The organism is Albimonas donghaensis (genome assembly GCF_900106695.1).
Taxonomy (GTDB): Bacteria; Pseudomonadota; Alphaproteobacteria; order Rhodobacterales; family Rhodobacteraceae; genus Albimonas; species Albimonas donghaensis.
This window is the reverse complement of the sequence record NZ_FNMZ01000003.1, coordinates 356,825-379,363: the sequence shown is the minus strand read 5'-3', so window position 1 is coordinate 379,363 and position 22,539 is coordinate 356,825. Positions and strand designations below refer to the sequence as shown.

Below are 22,539 nucleotides of genomic sequence, written 5' to 3'. Positions count from 1 at the left end.
ACATGATTCTCATCGGCCTCACCGGCTCCATCGGCATGGGCAAAAGCACCACGTCGGCCATGTTCTCCGAGGCCGGCGTCCCGGTCTGGGACGCGGACGCGGCGGTGGCGCGGCTTTACGGTCCCGGCGGCGCGGCGGTGGAGAAAATCGCGGCTCTGCTCCCCGATTGCGTGACCGGCGAGGGCGTGGCCCGCGCGGTGGATCGCGCCGCCCTGCGCGCCGCGGCGACGTCCGATCCCTCGGTGATCCCGGCGCTGGAGAAGATCGCGCATCCCCTGGTCGGGGAGGACCGCGAAGCCTTCATCGCCGACGCCAAAGCCAGGGGCTGCGACATGGCCGTCTGCGACGTGCCGCTGTTGTACGAAACCGGCGGAGAGACCCGCTATGACGCGGTCGTCGTCGTCTCCGCCCCCGCCGAGGTGCAGCGGGAACGCGTGATGGCCCGTCCGGGCATGACCGAGGGGACCTTCCGCACCATCCTCGCCAAGCAGACCCCGGATGCCGAGAAACGGGCGCGCGCCGACCATGTCGTCGACACCTCCCAGGGGATCGAGGCGGCGAGGGCGCAGGTGCAGGCCATCATCGCCGAACTGCGCGGGACCGCCTGATGCGCGAGATCGTGATGGACACCGAGACCACCGGCTTCGAGCCGAAGGAGGGTCATCGGATCGTCGAGATCGGCGGGGTGGAGCTGCTCAACCACGTCGCCACCGGGCGGGTCTATCACCAGTATATCAACCCCGAACGGGACATGCCCGAGGACGCCTTCCGCGTGCACGGTCTGGGCAACGACTTCCTGCGCGACAAGCCGGTTTTCGCGGCCATCGCGGGTGATTTCGTGGAGTTCGTCGGCGACGCCAAGCTGGTGATCCACAACGCCGAATTCGACATGCGGTTCCTGAACGCGGAACTGGAATGGTGCGGGCGGCCGCGGCTGCCCGCGGACATGGCCATCGACACGCTGGCCATCGCGCGCAAGCGGTATCCGGGGTCGCCCAACACGCTGGACGCATTGTGCCGACGCTTCGGGGTCGACAATTCCGGGCGGGACTACCACGGCGCGTTGCTCGACTCGGAGCTTCTGGCCGAGGTGTATCTGGAGCTGATCGGCGGCCGGCAGCCGGATTTCGGCCTCGGCGCGGGGAACGCCGAGCAGGAGAAGCGCACTGCCGGCCGTCTCTCCGACTGGACCCCGCCGCCGCGCCCGCGCGCGCTTGGCGCACGCCTGACCGAGGCGGAGGCGGAGGCCCATGCCGCCTTCGTGGCCGAGCTGGGCGACGGCGCGATCTGGTCGAAATACGGGTCCGCCGACTGAAGCTCAGGGCGAACGAACGGGCGCGCCGCGGGATCCCCGCTCCCCGAAAGTCATGACCCCGGCCCCCTGTTTCTGACGTCGCCCTGCCGGTCCGACACCCGTCCGTCGCGTCATCTTCCCGCCGCGGCTGCGGCCGCGGCGGCGCCGGGCGCGGCGGCGTCGGACATGCCCCGCGCGAACTCGGCGCGCTTGCGGGCCCATTGCTCCCTGACCCGTTCGGCGGTTTCGGCGGCGCCGCAGGGTTTTCCGAACAGGTAGCCCTGCGCCTCCCGGCACCGCGCGCGGTCGAGGAAGGCGAGCTGCGTCTCCGTCTCCACCCCCTCGGCCAGCACGGGGATCCCCAGAGCCTCCCCCAGGATCAGGGTGGAGCGCACGATGGCGGCCGCCTGACGGTCCCGGCCCAGCGGCTTGATGAAGCTCTGGTCGATCTTGATCTTGTCGAAGGGAAAGGTCTGCAGGGTCGAGAGCGACGCGTAGCCCGTCCCGTAATCGTCCATCGCGATGCGCACGCCGGCGGCCTTGACCGAGGCCATCACTTCCTCCGCCCGTCGCTTGTCGGAGATCAGGCTGGCCTCGGTCACCTCCAGCTCCAGGCGCGAGGGCTCCAGCCCCGTGACCAGCAGCGCGTCGAGCACGGTTTCCGCGAAATCGGGCTGGGCCAGCTGCTGGGGCGCCACGTTGACCGCGACGCGCAGCGGCTCCGCCCAGGAGACGGCCTCGCGGCAGGCGGCGTTGAGCACCCAGACCCCAAGCTCCCGGATCAGGCCGGTGGCTTCGGCGATCGGGATGAAGTCGGACGGCGGGATCATGCCGCGCTCCGGGTGACGCCAGCGGGCGAGGGCTTCGAACCCCACGAGATCGCGGGTGGGGATGTCGCTCTGGGCCTGGAAATGCACTTCGAGCTGGCCGAGTTCGAGCGCTGCGCGCAGCTCCACCGCCATCAGGCTGCGGGCGCGGCTGACTTCGTCCATGGCGGGGTCGTAGATCACCACCTGCTCGGACGACGCCTTGGCGCGATACATGGCGAGATCGACGCGCCCCAGCAGCGTCTCGACCTCCCCCCCATGCTGGGGCGCGAGCGCCACGCCGAGGCTCGCGCCCACCGACAGCCGGAAACCCTGCCAGTCCACCGGGCGGGTGAGCGCGTCGTGCAGGCGTCGCGCGAAGGCGATCGCGTCCTCTGGTCCCTTGGCATCGGCCTTGAGCGCGATGAACTCGTCTCCGCCGTTCCGGCACACCATTTCCTGCGGACCGAGCAGGCCGGTCATCCGATCGGACAGCGCGAGCAGCAGGGCGTCGCCCCCGGCATGACCGTGCACGTCGTTGATGGGCTTGAAGCGGTCCAGGTCTATCCCCACGGCGACGATCACCTCGCCGCAGCCGGCGGAATCGAGCAGCTGCGACAGCCGGTTGCGCAGCATGGTGCGGTTGGGCAGGTCGGTGAGCGGATCGTGCAGGGATTGGCGCCGCAGGCGTTCGGCGGCGTCGCGTCGCGCATCTTCGCCGATCAGGAAACTGCTGAAGCCGAATAGCAGGAACAGGCCCATCACCAGCAGCACGAGCATGGCCAGGGTCCGGTCCGGCACGAGCCCGTCTAGCGGAACCTCGACCGTATGGGGCGCGACGGTCAGCGCGCCCATGGCCGTGAAATGACCCGAAGCGATGGCCAGCGAGAAGGCGACCACCCCGCCGTACCAGCAGAACCGGGTCCGCGGCCGGGCGATGCGATTGGCGGTCAGCGCCCCGAAACCCAGCGCCAGGACGACCGAGGCGATGACCATTCCGGGATGCCAGACCAGGTCCGCCGACAGCCGCAGCCCCGCCATGCCGATGTAATGGGCCCCCAGCACCGCGAGCCCGATGACCGCGCCCCCGGCTTCCGCCAACAGGGTTCCGCGGGAGCGGGCGATCATCCAGAGCCCGCCGGCCACCCCGGCGATGGCGAGGACGAGCGACAGCATGGTGAGCAGCGGGTGATAGGCCACCGGCACGCCGGGATCGAAACCGATCATGGCGACGAAATGCGTGGTCCAGATCGTGGCGCCGCCGGTCAGCCCTGCCTGGAGGACGTGCCACGCCTTGCGACCGGCAACCTCACCGCCCGGCACCTTGTTGAACATGCGCGTCGAAACCAGCGCGCCGAGCGCGCAGATCAGCGCCGCCGCGGCGACCAGCGTCGCGTCATGCCCGTCCCGGAGGCATGTGATCACCTCAATCAAGTCGCACCCCGATCATGCGGTCTCCTACCCGAAAGAGACTTCGCATGATTCGGTTTCCGAACCGTGTCGCGCGAAACCTTGCGCGAACGGCGGCCGGAACGAAAACGGCCCGCGCCCCGGAGAAACAGGGCGCGGGCCGTTGATTATCCCGCCCCTGCGGGCGGCGGCGATCAGGCGGTGCCGGCGGGCTGCTCGGCCTGACGGCGGGCCAGCTCCTGGCGGTAGATCGCCACGAAATCCACCATGTCCAGCATCAGCGGCGGGTAGCCGCCGTCGCGGGTCACGTCGGAGATGATGCGCCGCGCGAAGGGGAAGAGCTGGCGCGGGCATTCGATCAGCAGCAGCGGGTGCAGATGCTCCTGCGGGACGTTCTTCACCGTGAACACGCCCGCATAGTCCAGCTCGGCGACGAACATCGTCGCTTCGCCGGCGGTCGAGGTGGCGGACAGCTTCAGGCGGACCTCGTAGCGGTCCTCGCCCCGCGGCTGAGCGTCGAGGTTCACCGAGACCTTGATGTCCGGCTTGTCCTGGCTCGCGACCTGGGACTGGGCGGCCACGTTCTCGAAGGACAGATCGCGGACGTACTGGGAAATGATGGAAATCTGCGGCTGCGGCTGCGCCTGGGCGGCATCGGACATGTCAACGGCCTCGCATTGGCGGTCGCCCCGGGGGGCGGAAATCGGCGGAAGTCGGGCGCAGGTCTAGCGTCTCGGGGCGCGGCTCGCAATCGCGCGGCGCGGAAAGCGGGCGATCCTCGGCGGTCTCGCCTCAGGTCCCGCCGTCGCGCCAGGGCGAGCGGGGGTCGGCTTCGCCGGGCTGGGCGGGCTTTTCCGTCGCCTCGTCCGCCGGCGTGTAGTCGCCATCGATGATGTCGCCGGGGCGATTCCCCGGATACGCGCCGGGGCCGCCGGGACCGGCCCCCGGGCCCGCGCCGAAGCCGCCCGAGGTGGTCATCACCACCCGGCCCGAGCGCAGACCCGCCGCCATGCGCGCCGCGCCGAAGCGGATCAACGCCGCGCGCACCGGCGGCAGCAGCAGCGCCAGTCCCAGCGCGTCGGTGAAAAAGCCCGGCGTCAGCAGCAGCACGCCCGCGACCAGGATCATCGCGCCATGGGCGATGGGACCGGACGGATCGCCGCCCTCGGACAACGAGCGCTGCAGCGACGCCATCGCCCCGCGCCCCTCGGCCCGCATCAACGCGGTGCCGGCCAGCGCCGTCAGGATCACGATGGCGAGCGTCGGCCACAGGCCGAGCACCCCTCCCACCTGGATGAACAGGGCGATCTCGACGATCGGCACGGCCACGAAAAGGGCGAAAAGCCACATCCCGGCGCGTCTCCTTCGGACTGGGTCTCCACGGGCGCGGGCCAGCGGCCCGGTCGGCGGCGCTTTTCGCCGCGATCCCCCGGATATAGGCGCCCGAGGCGTCAAGTCCCAGCCCGGAACGCTCCGCAGCGTCGAATCCCGCCTGACTCGGGGTCTTTCCGCGCGCGGATCGGGGTCGCCCGCGCCCGCGCCGCTCGTCATTTCCGCGTGAACGTCGCCGGCGAACGCCGGGCGGGACGCCTGCGCTTCGCCGGAAACCGACATCGGCGCGGTCTCATCGCCGCATGTCCGTTGGACTCGGAGCCGTCAGGCGCCTACATAGTCCCGTGATCCGCCCCGCAGCCTGCGCGGCGTTTACGCCGCTCGCGCCGCCCGGCGACGAGAGCGGCCCACCCGGACGACGCCGAGCGATATGGACGACATGACGCAACTGATCATCCTGGCCGCGATCGCGGTTTTCGTGCTCTGGCGCCTCAAGGGCGTTCTGGGGACCCGCACGGGGTATGAGCGCCCGACCGGGCCGACCTCCGCGCCCGCGCCCGATGCGCGCCGGCGGGGTCCGGAATTCGAGGTGATCGACGGCGGCGCCGATCTGGACGCCGACATCGCCCGCGTGGCCGACGCCGACGGCGAATCCGCCGTCGCGCTGCGCCGCATGGCCGCCGCGGAGCCCGGCTTCCGCCCCTCCGAGTTCGTCGAGGGCGCCCGCCATGCCTATGAGCTCATCCTCATGGCCTTCGAGACCGGCGACATTCCCGCCCTGCGCCCGCTGCTGTCGGACGAGGTGTTCGAAAGCTTCGCCGCCGCCATCCGCGCCCGCGAGCAGGAAGGCCTGACCGTCGAGGCCCGCTTCATCGGCGTGAAGGAGGCCCGGATCTTCTCGGCGATCTTCACCGATGACTCGCGCGAGGCCGATATCGAGGTCCGCTTCGTGGGCGAACTGGTCTCGGTCGTGCGCAACGCCGAGCATCAGGTGGTCGAGGGCGATCCGACCGAGATCCGCCGCCAGACCGACCTGTGGACCTTCACCCGTCGCATGGGCGCGGACGATCCGAACTGGATCCTGACCGCCACCGGCGGCTGATCCGGACACGAAGGGGGAAGGCCGCGTGGCCGGACGACGCCGGCGAAGCGGCCTGACCGCGGAGGAGCGCGCGCTCTGGGACCGGGTGGTGGCGGATGCCGCGCCGCTGGCCCGGGGCGGATTGCGCTCCGGCGTGGCGATCACCCCTTCGGCCGAGAGCGGAGAGCCGGTGCGACCGGCCCGGGGCCTCCCCCGAACCGCCGACGCGACGACGCCCTATACCGATCCGAAACCCGAGCCGCCGGCGGCCCCGGCCGCGCCGCGGGTCCTGCGCCCCACCGGCTCGCGTCGCCCGCCGCCGCAGCCGGCGCCGCTGCGCCCGCTGGTGGACGGCTTCGATCCGGCGGCGGGGCTCGACCGCAACACCGCCCAGAAGCTGCGCCGAGGGCTGCGCCGCCCGGACGCGCGGCTGGACCTGCACGGGATGACCGCGGATCGCGCGCATCGCGCCCTCATCCGCTTCATCCTGGCGGAGCGGAAAGCCGGCGCAAGGGTCGTGCTGATCATCACCGGCAAGGGCGGGCGCAAGCGGGTGGACGACGCGCCCTTCATGCCGGACCGGATCGGGGTGCTGAAGCACGCCGTCCCGCACTGGCTCGCCACTCATCCGCTGGAGGGCACGGTGGTCGGCGTCTACCCCGCCCATCAAAGCCATGGCGGCGACGGCGCGCTCTACGTCTATCTCAAGAAACCCGGCTGACCGCCCGAGACGGCGCCGAATGCGTCCCCGGCGCAACGCCGCGCGGGCGCCCGGGGGCGACCGGCGCGCGGGTTCCCGCGCGGCTCCCGTCCCCGGGGCCGCGCGAACCCTTCAGAGCCCCAGAACGTCGGCCATCGAATATTCGCCCGGCTGCTTCTCCTGCCCCCAGATCGCCGCGCGCACCGCGCCGCGGGCGAACAGCATCCGGTCGGTGGCCACATGGCGCAGGATCAGCCGCTCGCCGGCCCCGGCGAAGATCACGTCATGCTCGCCCACCACGTCGCCGCCGCGGATCGCCGAGAACCCGATGCTCCCCGTCTCCCGCGCTCCGGTGATGCCGTCGCGGCCCGAGACCATGGCGTCGGTCAGCGACACGCCCCGCCCCTGCGCCGCCGCCTCGCCCAGCATCAGCGCGGTGCCCGAGGGCGCGTCGACCTTGTGCTTGTGGTGCATCTCCACCACCTCGATGTCGAATTCCTCGCCCAGGGCCTTCGCCACCCGCTCGGTCAGCGAGGCCAGCAGGTTCACGCCGAGGCTCATGTTCCCGGCCCGCACGATCGTCGCGTGCCGCGCGGCGGCGGCGAAGGCGGCCAGATGCCCGGCCTCGAAGCCGGTGGTGCCGATGACATGCACGCAGCGCGCCTGGGCGGCGAGCCCGGCATGGGCGACCGACGCCGCGGGCGTGGTGAAATCCAGCACCGCACGGGACCGGGCGAAGGCCTCCAGCGGGTCGTCCTCCACCTTCAGCCCCAGGGCCGCGGCGCCCATCGCCTCGCCCAGGTCGCGCCCGATCCAGTCGGAGCCGGGGCGGTCGGTGGCGCCGACCAGCTCGGTCTCCGGGTTCTCCTGCACGGCCTTGACCAGCATCTGTCCCATGCGGCCGGAGACGCCGGTGACGGTGACGGGGATGGGCATGACGGAGGCTCCTGGTCTGCTGGCCCCCGGCGAGGGGCGGGATCGCGCGCAGCCCTAGCACCCGCTCCGCCCTGGCGGCAACGATCTCGGCGCCCGGACCAGCGCCCGCCCGTCCGATCCTGCGCGCTGGACGTCCGCCGCCATCCCGCCGATGATGCCCACCGCGCCGCCCCGTCGTCCGGAAGCCGCCGGAGGCCGGGATGCGGCGACCCAATGACCGGGCGCGGACCAACCGCGCCTCCCGACCGGGAGACCTGAATGAAACGTCTTCTCTTCGGCGTCGCCGCCGCCGCCCTGCTGGCCGGCGCCGCCCAGGCCGCGAAAACCGATCTGACCCTCGGCGTGGCGCTGGAGCCGCCCAATCTCGACCCCACCGCCGGCGCCGCCGCGGCCATCGACGAAGTGGTCTACGCCAATGTCTTCGAGGGCCTCACCCGCATCGACGAGACCGGCGCCGCCCAGCCCGCGCTGGCGCGAAGCTGGGAGATCTCCGAGGACGGGCTGACCTACATCTTCCACCTGGTCGAGGGCGCGACGTTCCATGACGGCGCGGCTTTCGACGCCTCGGACGTGAAGTTCTCCTTCGACCGGGCCATGGCCGAGGACAGCCAGAACGCCCAGAAGGTCCTGTTCGAGCCGATCGAGACCATCGAGGTCGTCGATCCCGCCACGGTGAAGATCACGCTCAAGCGGCCCACCGGCGCTTTCCTGTTCAACATGGGCTGGGGGGATGCGGTGATCGTGGACCCGGCCTCGGCCGCGACCAACGCCACCGACCCGGTCGGCACCGGGCCCTTCGTGTTCGGCGACTGGGCCAAGGGCGCCTCGATCACGCTGGAGAAGAACCCGGATTACTGGGGGGAGCCCGCGCAGCTGGACCGCGCGACGTTCAAGTTCATCTCCGACCCCACCGCGGCGCTGGCGGCGCTGATGGCCGGCGACGTGGACGGCTTCCCCGGCTGGCCCAGCCCCGAGACCGTGCCCCAGATCGAGGCCGACCCGCGCTTCGACGTGGTCATGGGCTCGACCGAGGGCGAGACCATCCTGGGGACCAACACCGCCAAGGCGCCCTTCGATCAGCTCAAGGTCCGTCAGGCCATCGCCCATGCGCTGGACCGGCAGGCGATCGTGGACGGGGCGATGTTCGGGATCGGGACGCCGATTCACACCCATTACCCGCCGCACGGGCCGGCCTTCGAGGACCTGTCGGGCCTCTACCCCCATGACCTCGACAAGGCCCGGGCGCTGCTGGCCGAGGCCGGCTTCCCCGACGGCTTCGACGCCACGCTGAAGCTGCCGCCCCCCGCCTATGCGCGGCGCGGCGGCGAGGTGGTCGCGGCCCAGCTTCGCGAGATCGGGATCCGGCTGGAGATCATCCCCGTCGAATGGGCGCAGTGGCTGGAGCAGGTGTTCAAGGGCAAGGACTTCGACCTCACCATCGTCAGCCATACCGAGCCGCGGGACATCAACATCTACGCCCGGCCCGACTATTACTTCGGCTATGGCAAGCCGGAGTTCCAGGCGCTGATGGAGGAGCTCAACGCCGCCACCGACGCCGAGGCGCAGAACGCGATCCTCAGGAAAGCCGGGACCATGATCGCCGAGGACGCGGTCAACGGCTACCTGTTCCAGCTCGGCAAGATCGGGGTCTGGCGCACGAAGCTGAAAGGCATGTGGGCCAACCAGCCCACCCAGGCCATCGACCTGACGGCGGTGCGCTGGGTCGACTGATCCGGCCGGATCGGGTCCGCGAGACTGGAGAAGGGGCCCCCGCGCCCCTATCTTGAGACGGGCCGGGGGGCGACCCTCGGCCCGTTTCGCGTCCTCGGCCCCCGCCGCGGCGACGCGCAGAGCAGCCAAGGGAGAGCCCCGCCATGATCATCCGCCTCGCGCTCGTCGTGATGGTGCTCGGCATCGCCTTCCTGATCTGGCGCAATCTCGGCAGCCGGATGGAATTCCGCGCCCGCCAGCGTCAGGCCTGGGACGAGCCGCTGCGCGAAGGCACGGCGACGGTGCTGACCGCGTCGAACGCCGCCTGGTGGTGGTTCGCCGGGCTGGCGGCGGTGGAGGCGCTGATCGGCCGGGCCCTGTTCGAGCGGATGGCCGCGGGCGAGACCGTGGGCGAGACCTTCTGGCACTGGATCCTGTTCCTCGCGGTCGGCGCCGTGGCCGGCCGGCGGGCCGTGCAGCTGTCGGAACGGGTGACGGTGAGCTGGGAGCGGATCGTGTCGCGCAACCTGCTGGGCCAGCGCTATTCGCTGAAGCTGTCGGAGGCGACCGGCGTGTCGATGGACGAACGCACCGCCCGCATCGCCTTTCGCGGCGGCCGGGTGCTGGAGCTGTCGCCCTGGCTGGAGGGCCGTTTCTGGCTGGGCCGGGAGATCAACGCCCGCCTGTCGCCCGGACGGCCCGCGCCGACGGCCTGATCCCGCTTGTCCGGAGCCATCCCGCCCAGCCGCGCGGGCGGAAGCCGGCGCCGGAGGTCGCGCCGATGGCGCCCGGGGCGCCGCGCCGGCCCGGAACCGGGGTCGCCTGCGGCGCCGTCTCCCGCATCCCGGCTCGGCGCGGCCTTGGCGCCGGGGCGGGCGTGGGGCTAGGCTCGCCTCCCAAGTCCCTTGGTCCGGGAGACCCTGATGCATCTGCGCGCCGAGACCCTGGCCGACATCCCCCATGTCCGGCGCGTGACCGAGGCGGCGTTCGGACGCGAGGACGAGGCCCGGCTGGTCGACCGCCTGCGGGCCGAGTCGCCCGACGCGATCTCCGTGGTGGCCGACATCGACGGGGAGCTGGCCGGCCATGTCATGCTCTCGCCCATGCGGGCGCCGGAGGGCGCGATGGGGCTGGCGCCGGTCTCGGTCCGGCCTGACCTGCATGGCAAGGGCGTGGGAACCGCGCTGGTGACCGAGGCGCTGGACCGCGCCCGCGCCGCCGGATGGAAGGGGGTCTTCGTGCTGGGCGACCCGCCCTATTACGCCCGCTTCGGCTTTCACACCCAGACCGCGCGGGGCTACGCCTCGTCCTATTCCGGGCCGTTCCTGATGGGGCTGGAACTGGAGGCGGGGGCGCTGTCCGGCGAGGGCGCGCTTTCCTACGCACGGGCTTTCGACGACCTGGCCGAATGATCGCCTTCCTCGCCCGACGGGCGCTCGCCCTGGTTCTCACGCTGCTGGCCGCCACCGTGGCGATCTTCCTGCTGCTGGAGGTCGCCCCCGGCGACCCGGCGCTGACCATGATGGGCATGAACGCCGACCCCGAAGCGGTCGAGGCGCTGCGGCGCGAGCTGGGGCTGGATGCGCCGCTCGTCACCCGCTACGCGACCTGGGTCCTCGACATGGCGCAGGGGGATTTCGGGACCTCCTACACCTACAAGACCCCGGTTTCCGAACTGGTGGCCGAGCGGCTGGCGGTCAGCGCGCCGCTGACCGTCTACGCGCTGGCGCTGTCCACGCTGATCGCCATTCCCGCCGGGGTCTTCGCCGCCTCGCGTCGCGGGCGGGCGGGGGACTACGCGGTGATGGGGCTGACCCAAGCGGGCATCGCCACGCCGAATTTCTGGTTCGCCATGCTGCTGGTGATCCTGTTCTCCACCGTCCTGCAGCTGTTCTCCGCCGGGGGCTTCCCGGGATGGGAGGCCGGGTTCTGGGCGGGGATCAAGGCGCTGACCCTGCCGGCGGTGGCGCTGGCGCTGCCCCAGGCCTCCATTCTGGCGCGGGTCATGCGCTCCGCCCTGCTCGACGCGATGGGCGAGGACTGGATGCGCACCGCGCGGGCCAAGGGCCTTTCCCGCGGCCAGGCCATCCGCCGCCACGCGCTGCGCAACGCCCTGATCCCGGTGCTGACCATCATCGGCATGCAGTTCTCCTTCCTCATGGCGGGCGCCATCATCATCGAGAACGTGTTCTTCCTGCCCGGCCTCGGCCGGCTGGTGTTCCAGGGGGTGATCCAGCAGGACCTGATCGTGGTGAAATCGGTGGTGGTGCTGCTGGTCTTCGCCGTGGTGCTGGTGACGCTGGCCGTGGACGTGGCCTATGCGCTGGTCGATCCGCGCCTGCGGGAGCGGCGGCCGTGAGGCTGGGAAGCGTGCGCGTCTCCTCCGGCTTCGTCGTCGGTGCGGTCCTGACGGTGCTGTTCGTCGGCGCCGCGGCGCTGAGCTACGCCTGGACGCCCTGGTCGACCGAGGGCCTGTCCATCGCCTCGCGTCTGCGCCCGCCGGGGGGGGAGCACTGGTTCGGCACCGATCATTTCGGGCGGGACATCTTCTCCATGATCATGGTCGGGGCGCGGACCTCGATCACCGTGGCGCTGGTGGCGGTGGCGATCGGCGCCGGCATCGGCGTGCCGCTGGGACTGGCGGCGGCGGCAGGGCGGGGCGGCTGGCTGGATGAACTGGTGATGCGGTTCAACGACCTCGTGTTCGCCTTCCCGGCGCTGATCCTCGCCATCCTGATCACCGCCTCGCTGGGGCCGGGGGCGGTCAACGCCATCCTCGCCATCGGGATCTTCAACATCCCCGTCTTCGCCCGCCTGACCCGCGGTGCGGCGCTGTCGCTCTGGGCGCGGGAATACATCCTCGCGGCGCGCGCCGCGGGCAAGGGGGCGGCGCGGATCTCCTTCGAGCATATCCTGCCCAACACGGCCAACCTGTTGATCGTGCAGGCGACCATCCAGTTCTCGCTCGGCATTCTCGCCGAGGTGGGATTGTCCTATGTCGGCCTCGGCGCCCAGCCCCCGACCCCCTCCTGGGGGCGGATGCTGGCCGAGGCGCAGACCATGATCTACGTCGCCCCCTGGTTCGCGATCTTCCCCGGCCTCGCCGTGGCGCTGACCGTGCTGGGGCTGAACCTGATGGGGGACGGGCTGCGCGACGCGCTCGACCCGCGGCTTAAGGGACGCGCATGAGCCTGCTGGAGATCGAGAACCTCACCGTCGATATCGGCGGCCACCCGATCCTGCGCGACGTGTCGCTGTCCATCGCGCCCGGAGAGGCGCTGGGGCTGGTGGGCGAAAGCGGGTCGGGCAAGTCGATGACCGCGCTGTCGGTGATGCGGCTGCTGCCGGAGGGGGCGCGGATCTCCGGCGCCATAAGGCTGGACGGGGAGGATCTGACGGCGCTTTCCGAACCCGCCATGTGCCGGGTCCGCGGGGCCCGCGTCGGCATGGTGTTCCAGGAGCCGATGACCGCGCTCAACCCCCTGAAGACCATCGGCGCGCAGGTGGCGGAAGTGATCCGCATCCACCGCGCCGACCCGGACCCGGAGGCCGCCGCCCGCCGCGCCCTGACCCGCGCCGGACTGCCGCCCCAACAGTTCCCGATGGACCGCTACCCCCATGACCTGTCCGGCGGGCAGCGCCAGCGGGTGGTGATCGCCATGGCGGTGGCCCTGCGCCCGCGCCTGCTGATCGCCGACGAGCCGACGACCGCGCTGGACGTGACCACCCAGGCGGTGATCCTCGACCTGCTTAAGACGCTGGCGCGTGAGGACGGGGCCGGGTTGATGATGATCACCCATGACCTCGCGGTGGTGGCGGACATGGCCGACCGCATCGCCATCATGAAGGACGGCGCGGTGGTGGAGGCCGGGCCGACCGCACCCCTGTTCCGCGCCATGTCGCATCCCTACACCCGCTCGCTCTTCGCGGCCTCCACCCATCGTCCGGAGCGGGATCGCCGCCCGCTGGGGGAACCGGTGCTGGAGGTCCGCGAGGCCGTGCGCGACTACGCCCTGCCCCGGCGCCGCCTGTTCGGCCCGCGCCCGCTGTTCCGCGCGGTGGACGGCGTGTCGCTGGCCATCCGCTCGGGCGAGAATGTGGGGCTGGTGGGTGAGAGCGGCTGCGGCAAGTCCACCCTGTCGCGCGCCATTCTGGGGCTGGAGGGGTTGCAGGGCGGCGAGGTCAGCCTGGTCGGCCGCCCGTTCTCCCCCGCCGCCCCGGCGGAGCGTCGGCGCGATATCCAGGTGGTGTTCCAGGACCCCTATGGCAGCTTCGACCCGCGCTGGAAGGTGGCCGATCTGGTGGCCGAGCCCTTCCACCTGCTCCGCCCCCGCCCCGCGAAAGCCGAGCGCCGCGCCCGCGTCGAGGCCATGCTGGAGGCCGTGGGCCTGCGCGCCGAGGACGCGGAGCGGCATCCCCACCAGTTCTCCGGCGGTCAGCGCCAGCGCATCGCCATCGCCCGCGCCCTGATCACCGAGCCAAGGCTGGTGGTGCTGGACGAGGCGGTCTCGGCGCTGGACGTGTCGGTGCGGGCGCGGATTCTGGACCTTCTGGCCGGGCTCTCGGACCGGCTCGGGGTCAGCTACCTGTTCATTTCCCACGACCTGCACGTGGTCCGCGCGATCACCGACCGGGTTCTGGTGATGAAAGCCGGCAAGGTGGTCGAGGAAGGCGAGACCGAGACCGTCTTCGCCGCCCCGCGCCATCCCTATACAAGCGAATTGCTGGCCGCGACGCCGGACCTGGAGGCGGCGCTGGCGGCGCGGGAAGCGGCGACGGCCTGACGAGTCCGGGAGTCGCATCGCGGATCCCTTTCCCGCGGGTTCGTCCGATCGCGTGCGCGGACGGTCCCGCAGGGGCGCGAGCGGCGCGGAATCGAAGAGGCGCCGCGACGTCATTAGTTCATTTCACGTTCACTTCGTTGACTGGCGCGAGGGCGATTGGGCAAAAAACCCTGTCCATCCTAGCTAAGGAAGCGTTCATGCGTACCCTTCCCCGATCTCTGGCCGCGCTTTCGCTCGCGGTCGCGTCCAGCCTTCTCGCGCCCGCCGTCGCCCAGGCGGGCCCCGTCACCGGCGACGAAATCCTGGTGTTCGGCAACTTCAGCTCCTCGGCGACCCACGCCGCCACGGCGCTGACCGCCGCCGGTCACTCGGTGACCAACCAGGCCGCGCTTCCCAGCGATCTCCGCAGCTACGACTCGATCTGGCACGTCGCCTCGGCGCCCGGCGCCGCAACCGACGAAGCGGACCTGATCGAATTCGTCGAGTCCGGCGGCGATCTCTACCTGACGGGTGAGCGGCCCTGCTGCGAGCTCCTCAACCAGATGAACGAGAACATTCTGAATGCGCTTCTGGCCAACCCGACGGATCTGGTCGGGGTCGGCGGCCTGGGCGATGAGGCGGGCCCCTACGTCGTGAATGAGGACGCGTTCGGCGGGGCCTTCACGACTGCGGGCGTGGGCGCGATCGCTCCCCAGCTCAGCGGCGGCTTCACCTGGGAAGGCGACCCGAACAACGTCTACATGACCGGCGCGGGCGGCCACGGCTTCGTTGGCGGCTGGTCCGGCTCCGATCTGGCGGAGCCGGGCGCGGGCTCGGTGATCCTTGTCATGGACGTCGACTGGTTCAACGCGACCTCGGAGGTCGCAGACCAGATCGCCGCGATCCAGAGCGTGATGACCGAGGGCTGGGCCGGAACAGCGTCGGCGGAAGTTCCGCTGCCGGCCGCCGCGCCGCTGCTTCTGGTCGGGCTCGGGGCGCTGGGCGTCGTCCGCCGCCGTCGTCGCGCGGCCTGAACCTGTCGGAACCGCACGGCGAAGGCCGGGGGGCTCAGGCCCGCCCGGCCTTTCCGTTCGTCACCCGCCAGGTCATGCCCTGGCGGGCGAAGCTCACCCGGTCCGAGATCGCCGTCGCCGCCTCCTCGCGCGCCATGAGCTGGGCGTCGTCCAACTCTGGCTGGTGGTGGTAGAGCAGCGTGCGCCCCACGCCGGCGGCCCTGGTCAGGGCGACCCCCTGCTGCCAGCTCGAATGTCCCCAGCCGCGATGGGCGTGAAGCTCGCTGTCGCAATAGGTGGCGTCGAACAGCATCAGCGCCGCGCCGTCCACGAAGGCCTCCACCGCCGCGTCGATCTCCGGCACGCCGGCCTCATGGTCGCCGATCACGCAGATGTCGCCGGCCGGGCTTTCGATCCGGAAGCCGCAGCAGCCGCCGGGATGGTTCAAGGCGATGGTGCGCACGGTCAGCCCGGCGGCCTCGATCGTTTCGCCGGGCGCGAAGCTCGCCCAGGCGACGTGGGCGGCGCCCAGCGGCTTGATCGGGAAATAGGGGGGCGAGGCGAAGGTGCGCAGCGCCTCGCGCGTTTCGTCGGGATCGGCGTGCAGACCGCAGCGCAGCGCCAGCCGGGCGTCGGTCTGGTAAAAGGGCGCGAAGAACGGCGCGCCGACGATATGGTCCAGGTGCAGGTGGGAGATCAGGATCTCCGCCTCCGCCGGGCGGCCGGCCTCCGCCGCCTCACGCGACAGGGCCTTGCCCAGATCCCGCGCGCCGGAGCCGAGGTCGATGACCAGCGCCATCGGGTCGGGGACGCCCGCGCGCTCGCGACGGATCTCGAAACAGATGGTGTCGCCGCCGAAGCCGGTGCGCGCCGCGCGCCCGGTGGGGGCCGAGCCGCCGACGCCCCATAGCGTCAGGCGCAGCGTCTCGGAAGCGGGATCGGAACCGTCCGGCGTCATGCGCCCGAAGACGCGTCTGCGGAGGAGCCGGCGCGCATCCGGGCGAGCTCCATCGTGGTGCGCTCCAGCCGCTGCGCCAGCGAGCGCGACATCTCGATCGCCATTTCCGGGAACTCGCGCAGCAGGCGCAGCATGCCCTCGCGCTCGAACAGCAGGGTCCGCAGCTCTCCGGTGGCGCGGACGGTGGCGGTGCGCGGGGTCTCGCACAGCATCGCCATTTCGCCGAACACCTCCGACTGGCCGAGCTGCGCCACCACCGAGGACGATCCGCCGAATTCCACGATCACGTCGGCCTTGCCGCTGAGGATCAGGTAGGCGCTGTCGGACGTCTCGCCCTGGCGCACGATCAGCTCTCCGTCCCGGAACGTGCGATCCTCGCCCATGAAGGCCAGCAGCCGCAGCCGCGAGGGATCGACGCCCTGGAACATCGGCGTGCGCTGCAGCGCGTTGACTTCCGCCTCGAATTTCACCCGGCGACCTCCCAATCCCGCGCCGCCCGGACACTATCAGCCTGCATCCGAACCTCCGTCAACTCCGCCGGACCCCGCGTCGGAACCCGACGCCGGTCCGCAACCTTGGCTCACATGACCGTTCGCGTCGACTCGGATCACGTGATCGGCCTGCGCGGCGCCCTGCTCCGAGGCCGCGCCCCAGATCACCGCGCCGCCGTCCATCTCATCCCGGATCAGCGCCCGAAGCGCCTGATCCGGACCGCTGTCCGACATCGCCAGCCCGTCCAGCACGATCGCCGAGGGATGCTTGATCAGCGCCCGCGCCAGCCCCAGCTTGCGCCGCTGCAAGGCGTTGAGCGCAATGCCGTTCTCGCCCAACCGCTGATCGACGCCGGCGCGCAGGATCAGCCCGCGCAGGCCGCGTTCCTCGACCAGGGCGTCGACCTTCTCCTTGAAGGGCTGCCAGCTGTCGCGGCGCTCCACCCGGGTCGGGCCGAAAAAGATGTTGTCGGCGATGCTCATCGCCGGGTGGTAGGCGTCGGCGTCGAAGGGGGCGAAGCGGGGATCGTCCTTCAGCGCGGCGCGCACCGCCGGGCGCGCGGCCAGCAGCGCCTCCACCCGCTCCGATTCCCGCATCACGCCCAGCCGGTAGCGGGCCGAGCAGTAGCTGAACGCGATGCCCATCATCCGCGCCTGCTCGCTCCGGTTCAGGCGGGCGGGGCCGCGCTGCTTGGACTTGCGCAGGATCGCCTCGACGGCGGGGGTCTCGGCGCGGGGGAACAGGCCGTAACGCTTGAACAGGTCGCTGTCGGCCGCGACCCCCTCGAACAGCGAGATCAGCGTGTCGCAAAGGTCGAGCCCGACCTCCACCAGCATCACCTTCACCCCGGCCTCGTCCAGGGCCCGCTGCACCGCGCGGTCGTCGGCGAAATCCGCCCAGCGCAGCTGCGGGTCCCGCGGCAGGCCGAAGAACAGGTTGTCGGCGAGGCTGGCGTTGGGGGCGTAGGAGTCGGCGTCGAACACGTCGATGAAATCGCGCCGCATCTCCGCGAGGTCCGGATCGGCGGCGATGGAGCCGCGCAGCTCCAGCAGCTTGTCGGCCAGCGGCGCCTGGCGGGTCATGTCCAGTCGGCAGCCGAGCCCGACCATGTAGAGATCGTCCTCCATCCCAAGTCGGCGCACCAGGTCGAGCATCCGGGTCTCCACCGCGTCGAGGTCGTCGTAGCCGGCCTCCTGCGCGTCGATCCAGTTGTCCTCGGTGTCGTCCTCGGGCGCGCCGGTCAGTTGCGCCTCGCGCCCGCGCAGGACGCGCTCGGGGTTGTCGACCCGCTCCACCGGCTGGAACATCAGGCCGTGCAGCAGGTTGGAGCGGATGGAGCCGGTGAACACCCGCGGGTCGGCCGGCACGTAGACCGCGGCGCGATACAGCACCGGGGTCGCCGCCGACCAGCGCCGGGGCGCGTCGTCCACCAGCCCCGACATCGCCTGCAGCAGGGCGGAGCGGCTGTTGGCGTCCTCGCACACCACCGCGGTCATCGCGCCTTTCGGCGCGTGGCAGGAGACGGGGGCGGGGAAGCCGTCGACCGGGGCCTCCTTCAGCTCCAGCGCGTGGTCGCCCACGGGGGCGCGGTCGAGCAGGGACTCGGGTTCGCCGTCCTCGTCGAAATTCTCCATGATCGAGGTGTAGCGGGCGCTCATGTCCGAATAGTCCTGGTAGAAGCGCAGCAGCTCCTTCCACGGCGCGGCCAGGTCCTTGTAGGCGATCAGCACGGCGGTCAGGGCGCCGATGTTGAGCTTGCCCTGAATCACGAAGTAGCCGCCGATCAGGAAGATGAAGAACGGCGTCAGGTGATTGGCGACGTTGTTTACGAACTTGATGAGGAACTTCAGGATGAAGATCCGGCGGCGGATCTGGTAGTTGTCGTAGAGCTGCCGCGACACGATCGCCATGTGCCAGCGCCGGGCCCGCAGACCGCGCAGCTCGGTCGCCGCGTCGATGCTTTCGTCGATCTCGCGGGCCATGGCGCGGATATTGGCCAGACGGTCGCGGATCATCGCCACGACCTTGGCCTGCAGCTTGGGGATCAGCCAGGCCTGCACCGGGTAGAGCGCCAGCGCGGCGAGGCCGATATAGGTGTTCTGCGCCAGGATGAAGGCGAGATAGACGAGGAAACTGCCGCCCTGGCTGATCGGCGTGGCGATGATCGCGCCGATGAAATCGCCGATGGGGGCGAGCTCGGCCGAGATCATCTGCACCAGCTCGCCCGGCGAGGTGGAGCGCAGGCGGCTCAGCGGCCGGCCCATCACCCGTCGGAACAGGTCGAAGCGCATTCGCCGCAGCATGCGTTCGCCCAGGATGCCGCGATGCATGTTCTGGACGTATTTGATGGCGTTGTTGGCGGTGATCGCGGCCAGGTAGGCGGCGCAGAGCGCGATCAGGTAGTCGGTCTGACCGAGGCTGAAGCTCCACAGCTCGCGGGGGAAATCCTGGCCGTCGATGGCGTCGTTGATGATCCGCTTGGGCAGCTCCAGCGAAATCCAGATGATCGGGAAGCTGCACAGCGTCAGGACGAGCATGAGCATCTGGTCGCGCGCGGAGTGGCGCCAGACGAATGTCGTCATCTTCTCAGCCATAGGAGCCCGGTGGACCTCCGGCATCGCGGGGCGTGGCGACGGCGCGCGTCGCCCACGGTGAACACAACCGATACGTCACCGGGTGAAAAGCGCAATGCGCAGACACATCGCCTTTCGCGAATTCAGGCGGGAATGTGGCGTATCGCGCAACAGAAAGCCTCGCGCCGCGGCGCTGGCGGCGCAAGACTCCCGTGGCGTCATGCGAGGTTCATGTCGCGCGATCCCGCGCGCGTCCCAGTCGCCGGGCCCGGCGCAGACCCAGCGCCAGCAGCGCCAGCCGGCGGGCCGAGGTCAGCGCCGCCCCCACGTCGCGCTGCGCCAGCACCAGCGCCGGGGTCACCAGCAGCACCAGGAAAAAGCCGAAGCCGAGCCCGAAGCACAGCGTCACCACCGTGGGACGCAGCGCCTGCGCCTCGGACGAGGTTTCGAACAGCAGAGGGGCGAGGCCCAGCACCGTGGTCAGCGTGGTCAGCGTCACCGCCCGGAACCGGTCGCAGACCGCGTCGACCAGCGCCGGGGCCAGCGCCCGGCGGCGGGAATACTCGTCGATGGTGGTCACCAGAACAATGGAATCGTTGATGATGATCCCCGACATGCCGATCAGCCCGACCACCGAATAAAGCGTCATCGGCAGATCCATCCAGACATGTCCCCAGACCGCCCCGACCAGCCCGAAGGGCACGGCGACCAGCACCGTCAGCGGTCGTGACCAGGAGGCGAAGACCCAGGCCAGCACCAGGTAGATCCCGGCCAGCGCCATGGCGAAGCCGGCCTCGGCGTCGGCCAGGAACGCCCGCTCCTGCTTGGCCAGGCCCGAGAGATCGTAGCGGATGTCGTAGCGCTCCGCCGCGTCGGGGAGGATGCGCTCGCGCAGCTCCCGCTCGATGAAGGCGGCGCGGTCGGCGTCGTCCTCCGACAGCTCCCCGGTCACGGTCACCGACATCACCCCGTCGACCCGCCGCAGCATGCCGAAGCCGGGGCGCGAGGCGACGGTGACCAGCTCGCTCAGCGGCGCCCAGTCGCCCGACGGGGTGCGGATCCGGGTGCGCGACAGGAAATCCGCGGTCAGCTCGTCGCGCGGCAGGCGCACGGTGATCCGGCCGGCGCGCCCCTCCACGGCGAATTCCGCGGCGATGATCCCGGTCAGCCGGTGGCGCAGCACGGTCCCGATGGCCTCGGCGGTCAGGCCCTGGGATTCGCCCAGCGGCGTGATCTCCAGCAACAGCTCGGTCTGGTCATAGGCGAGGTTGTCCTCCAGCGCCGAGACCTCCGGATAGACCGCCAGCGCCTGCTGCACCGCTTCCGAGGCGGCCTTGAGCTCCTCCGGCTCGGCGCCCGAAAGCTCGATGGAGATCGAGTCCTCCCCCGGCCCCTCGCCGACGCCGCGGAACGAGATCACCTCGGTCAGCGGCGTGCGCCGGATATGCTTCTGCACCTCGGCGAGGAATTCCCAGGAGGAATAGGGGCGCAGGTCGGGGTCGATCAGCTCCACCGACAGGGAGGCGAGCTGCCAGGTCTCCTTGCTGTCCTCCACCGCCAGCCCGCGGCCGGCATTGCCCCCGACCTGGCCGAGGGAGAAACGCACCGGGTCGGTCCCGTGGCGGGCCTCGAACACCGCGCCGGCCTCGCGCACCGCGGTCTCGACCAGGTGCAGCTGCTCCAGCGTGTCCTCGCGCTCGGCCCCCGACAGCATGGCGATGTTGCCGGCCAGCGACGACCGGTCGGGCGAATGCCAGAACCGCCAGGGCAGCGCGCCGGTCTGAAGCTGGGCGATGGCGAAGGCGAGCAGCGCGAAGGCGAGCCCCAGCGCCGGCCAGCGGAACCGCGCCACGGCGCGGGCCGTGGGGCGGACGACGCCTTCGCGCAGGGCGTCGAAGCCGCGATTGACGGGGGCGGAGGCGAATTCCGCCCAGTCGCGGCGCCGTGTCCCGGCGCCCGCCCCTCCGCTTCCCCCGCGGGCGAGCGCATGGCGCATGTGGTTGGGCAGCACCAGCAGGCTTTCCGCGAGGCTCGCCAGCAGCACCATGGCGACGACGATCGACAGCCCTTCCAGCATCTGGCCGAAGCGGCCGCCGATGGCCAGCAGGCCGGCGAAGGCGATGGCGGTGGTCAGCCCGGCCGAGATCACCGGCGCGGCCATGCGCTTCGCCGCCTGCTCGGCGGCCACCGCGGGGGCGAGACCCCGGCGCCGCGACAGGTCGTCGGCATGCTCGCCCACCACGATGGCGTCGTCGACGACGATCCCCAGCGTCAGGATCAGCGCGAACAAGGTCACGAGGTTCAGGCTCAGCCCCAGCGCCCACATCATCCCCGCGGCGAACAGCAGCGAGATCGGGATCCCGGCCGAGACCCAGAGCGCGGTGCGCGCGTTGAGGAACAGGAACAGCACCGCCAGCACCAGCGCCATGCCGAACACGGCGTTGTCGAGCAGCAGCGCCAGCCGGTCCTCGACCCGCTCGACCCGGGTGGAGACGTAGTCGAACCGCACCCCGGCGGGCAGGGTCGGGGCCATGCGGGCGGCGACGGCGCGGACCGTCCGCATGATCTCCACCGCGTCGCCGGCCTCGTTGCGGCGCACGTCGATCACCGCGGCGGCGTTGTCCCCGACGTAATAGCGTCGGCCGGTGCGGGCGCCCTCGTCCTCGATGGAGGCGACGTCGCGCAGGCGCAGGCGGTCGCCCTCGGTCCCCGCGCCGACCACCACGTCGCCCAGTTCCTCGATCGAGCGGCGTTCCGCCCCGGTGGAGACCCGGTCCCCCGCCGCCATGCGCCCGCCCGGATCGCTGCGCGCGGCGTCGGAGACGGCGTCGGCCACTTCGGCGATGGTCAGGCCGTGGCGCACCAGCTCGCGTTCGGGGACCGAGACGCGGATGGCGTGCGGGGGCGCGCCCAGCAGGCTGACCCGGGCGAGCCCGGCGGCGCGGAGCTGGTCGGCGAACTCGGTGGCGAGCCGGCCGATCTGGTCATGCCCCACGGGCCCGTGAAGCACCACGTCGGTGACCCTGTCGGTCCACACCTGACGGCGCACCACCGGACGCTCGACGGTGCCGGGCAGGCCGCCGACGCCGAGCACGGCCGCCGACGCCTCCTCCCCCGCCGCGGCCATGTCCTGGCCGGGCTCGAACTCCAGGATCAGCGTGCCGACCCGGTCCTTGGCGGTGCTGCGCAGCCGGGACAGCCCGTCGATCTCCTGAAGGGCGGGCTGCAAAAGCGAGATCACCGCGCCGTCGATCTGCTCGGGCCCCGCGCCTTCCCAGATCGCGTAGACCATGATGCGGTTGGAGGGGATGTCGGGGGTCAGCTGCATGCGCAGGTTGTTGGCGCCGTAGAGGCCGAACAGGACCATCAGCGCCATCAGCAGGTTGGCGGCGGTGCCGTGGCGCACGAAATAGCCCAGCACGCCGGGTCGGCGCGGCGGGCGGGGAGGGCGGAAGGACGGCGCGGCCATGG

At 71.2% G+C, this 22,539-nt stretch carries 19 protein-coding genes; 11 read left to right on the top strand and 8 right to left on the bottom strand.

What is annotated here, in order from left to right:
* The first annotated feature begins 2 nt into the window (after nt 1–2).
* Together coaE and dnaQ are read left to right on the top strand one after the other, a co-directional pair.
* Nucleotides 3–608 carry a dephospho-CoA kinase gene (gene coaE / locus BLV24_RS11225; protein WP_092681691.1) on the top strand — a complete coding sequence of 202 codons (606 nt, stop codon included), beginning with the start codon at nt 3–5 and terminating at the stop codon, nt 606–608.
* Nucleotides 608–1,315: a DNA polymerase III subunit epsilon gene (gene dnaQ / locus BLV24_RS11220; RefSeq protein ID WP_092681689.1), complete on the top strand. Its 708-nt coding sequence runs from the start codon at nt 608–610 to the stop codon at nt 1,313–1,315. Before coaE ends, dnaQ begins: the two co-directional genes overlap by 1 nt.
* A gap of 110 nt (nt 1,316–1,425) precedes the next feature.
* On the opposite strand, the gene BLV24_RS11215 is transcribed toward dnaQ, so the two are convergent.
* From BLV24_RS11215 to BLV24_RS11205, 3 genes are all read right to left on the bottom strand, one after another.
* Complete coding sequence (locus BLV24_RS11215) at nt 1,426–3,525, bottom strand: putative bifunctional diguanylate cyclase/phosphodiesterase (RefSeq protein WP_245710539.1); 2,100 nt, start codon at nt 3,523–3,525, stop codon at nt 1,426–1,428.
* Nucleotides 3,526–3,704: 179 nt separating this feature from the next.
* Nucleotides 3,705–4,172 carry a protein-export chaperone SecB gene (gene secB / locus BLV24_RS11210; protein ID WP_092681685.1) on the bottom strand — a complete coding sequence of 156 codons (468 nt, stop codon included), beginning with the start codon at nt 4,170–4,172 and terminating at the stop codon, nt 3,705–3,707.
* A 130-nt stretch (nt 4,173–4,302) separates the two neighbouring features.
* Nucleotides 4,303–4,860 (bottom strand): FxsA family protein, encoded by a 558-nt coding sequence (locus tag BLV24_RS11205; protein WP_092681683.1) that lies wholly within the window; start codon nt 4,858–4,860, stop codon nt 4,303–4,305.
* 421 nt (nt 4,861–5,281) lie between these two features.
* Here BLV24_RS11205 and BLV24_RS11200 point away from each other — a divergent pair, with 421 nt between their 5' ends.
* Nucleotides 5,282–5,944 (top strand): Tim44/TimA family putative adaptor protein, encoded by a 663-nt coding sequence (locus BLV24_RS11200; protein ID WP_425426093.1) that lies wholly within the window; start codon nt 5,282–5,284, stop codon nt 5,942–5,944.
* Between the two features lie 25 nt (nt 5,945–5,969).
* The gene (locus BLV24_RS11195; protein WP_245710513.1) at nt 5,970–6,644 is read left to right on the top strand and encodes a Smr/MutS family protein; all 675 of its coding nucleotides are present in this window, start codon (nt 5,970–5,972) and stop codon (nt 6,642–6,644) included.
* A 111-nt stretch (nt 6,645–6,755) separates the two neighbouring features.
* Here the strand turns inward: BLV24_RS11195 and dapB are convergent, their stop codons facing one another.
* The gene (gene dapB / locus BLV24_RS11190) at nt 6,756–7,559 is read right to left on the bottom strand and encodes a 4-hydroxy-tetrahydrodipicolinate reductase (protein WP_092681679.1); all 804 of its coding nucleotides are present in this window, start codon (nt 7,557–7,559) and stop codon (nt 6,756–6,758) included.
* Between the two features lie 258 nt (nt 7,560–7,817).
* On the opposite strand from dapB, the gene BLV24_RS11185 reads away from it, so the two are divergent.
* The 7 genes from BLV24_RS11185 to BLV24_RS11155 all read left to right on the top strand — a co-directional run bounded on the left by BLV24_RS11185 (nt 7,818) and on the right by BLV24_RS11155 (nt 15,066).
* Nucleotides 7,818–9,290, top strand: a complete 1,473-nt coding sequence (locus tag BLV24_RS11185) for an ABC transporter substrate-binding protein (RefSeq protein ID WP_092681677.1) — start codon at nt 7,818–7,820, stop codon at nt 9,288–9,290.
* Between the two features lie 143 nt (nt 9,291–9,433).
* Nucleotides 9,434–9,985, top strand: a complete 552-nt coding sequence (locus BLV24_RS11180) for a hypothetical protein (protein ID WP_092681675.1) — start codon at nt 9,434–9,436, stop codon at nt 9,983–9,985.
* Between the two features lie 207 nt (nt 9,986–10,192).
* On the top strand, nt 10,193–10,681 hold the full coding sequence (locus tag BLV24_RS11175; RefSeq protein WP_092681673.1) for a GNAT family N-acetyltransferase: 489 nt from the start codon (nt 10,193–10,195) through the stop codon (nt 10,679–10,681).
* A complete protein-coding gene (locus tag BLV24_RS11170) occupies nt 10,678–11,628 on the top strand; it encodes an ABC transporter permease (RefSeq protein ID WP_092681671.1) in 951 nt (316 codons plus the stop codon). The genes BLV24_RS11175 and BLV24_RS11170 overlap by 4 nt, the downstream gene beginning before the upstream one ends.
* Nucleotides 11,629–11,630: 2 nt before the next feature.
* On the top strand, nt 11,631–12,458 hold the full coding sequence (locus tag BLV24_RS11165) for an ABC transporter permease (protein ID WP_425426094.1): 828 nt from the start codon (nt 11,631–11,633) through the stop codon (nt 12,456–12,458).
* The gene (locus tag BLV24_RS11160; RefSeq protein WP_092681669.1) at nt 12,455–14,053 is read left to right on the top strand and encodes an ABC transporter ATP-binding protein; all 1,599 of its coding nucleotides are present in this window, start codon (nt 12,455–12,457) and stop codon (nt 14,051–14,053) included. The genes BLV24_RS11165 and BLV24_RS11160 overlap by 4 nt, the downstream gene beginning before the upstream one ends.
* Nucleotides 14,054–14,250: 197 nt before the next feature.
* A complete protein-coding gene (locus BLV24_RS11155) occupies nt 14,251–15,066 on the top strand; it encodes a VPLPA-CTERM sorting domain-containing protein (protein ID WP_092681667.1) in 816 nt (271 codons plus the stop codon).
* Between the two features lie 34 nt (nt 15,067–15,100).
* Here the strand turns inward: BLV24_RS11155 and BLV24_RS11150 are convergent, their stop codons facing one another.
* The 4 genes from BLV24_RS11150 to BLV24_RS11135 form a co-directional block, all read right to left on the bottom strand.
* Nucleotides 15,101–16,003, bottom strand: a complete 903-nt coding sequence (locus tag BLV24_RS11150) for an MBL fold metallo-hydrolase (RefSeq protein ID WP_092681665.1) — start codon at nt 16,001–16,003, stop codon at nt 15,101–15,103.
* A complete protein-coding gene (locus tag BLV24_RS11145; protein ID WP_092681663.1) occupies nt 16,000–16,473 on the bottom strand; it encodes a cyclic nucleotide-binding domain-containing protein in 474 nt (157 codons plus the stop codon). The genes BLV24_RS11150 and BLV24_RS11145 overlap by 4 nt, the downstream gene beginning before the upstream one ends.
* A gap of 36 nt (nt 16,474–16,509) precedes the next feature.
* Nucleotides 16,510–19,089 (bottom strand): ABC transporter transmembrane domain-containing protein, encoded by a 2,580-nt coding sequence (locus BLV24_RS11140; protein ID WP_176954709.1) that lies wholly within the window; start codon nt 19,087–19,089, stop codon nt 16,510–16,512.
* A 208-nt stretch (nt 19,090–19,297) separates the two neighbouring features.
* Nucleotides 19,298–22,537 (bottom strand): efflux RND transporter permease subunit, encoded by a 3,240-nt coding sequence (locus BLV24_RS11135; RefSeq protein ID WP_092681659.1) that lies wholly within the window; start codon nt 22,535–22,537, stop codon nt 19,298–19,300.
* Nucleotides 22,538–22,539: the final 2 nt, after the last annotated feature.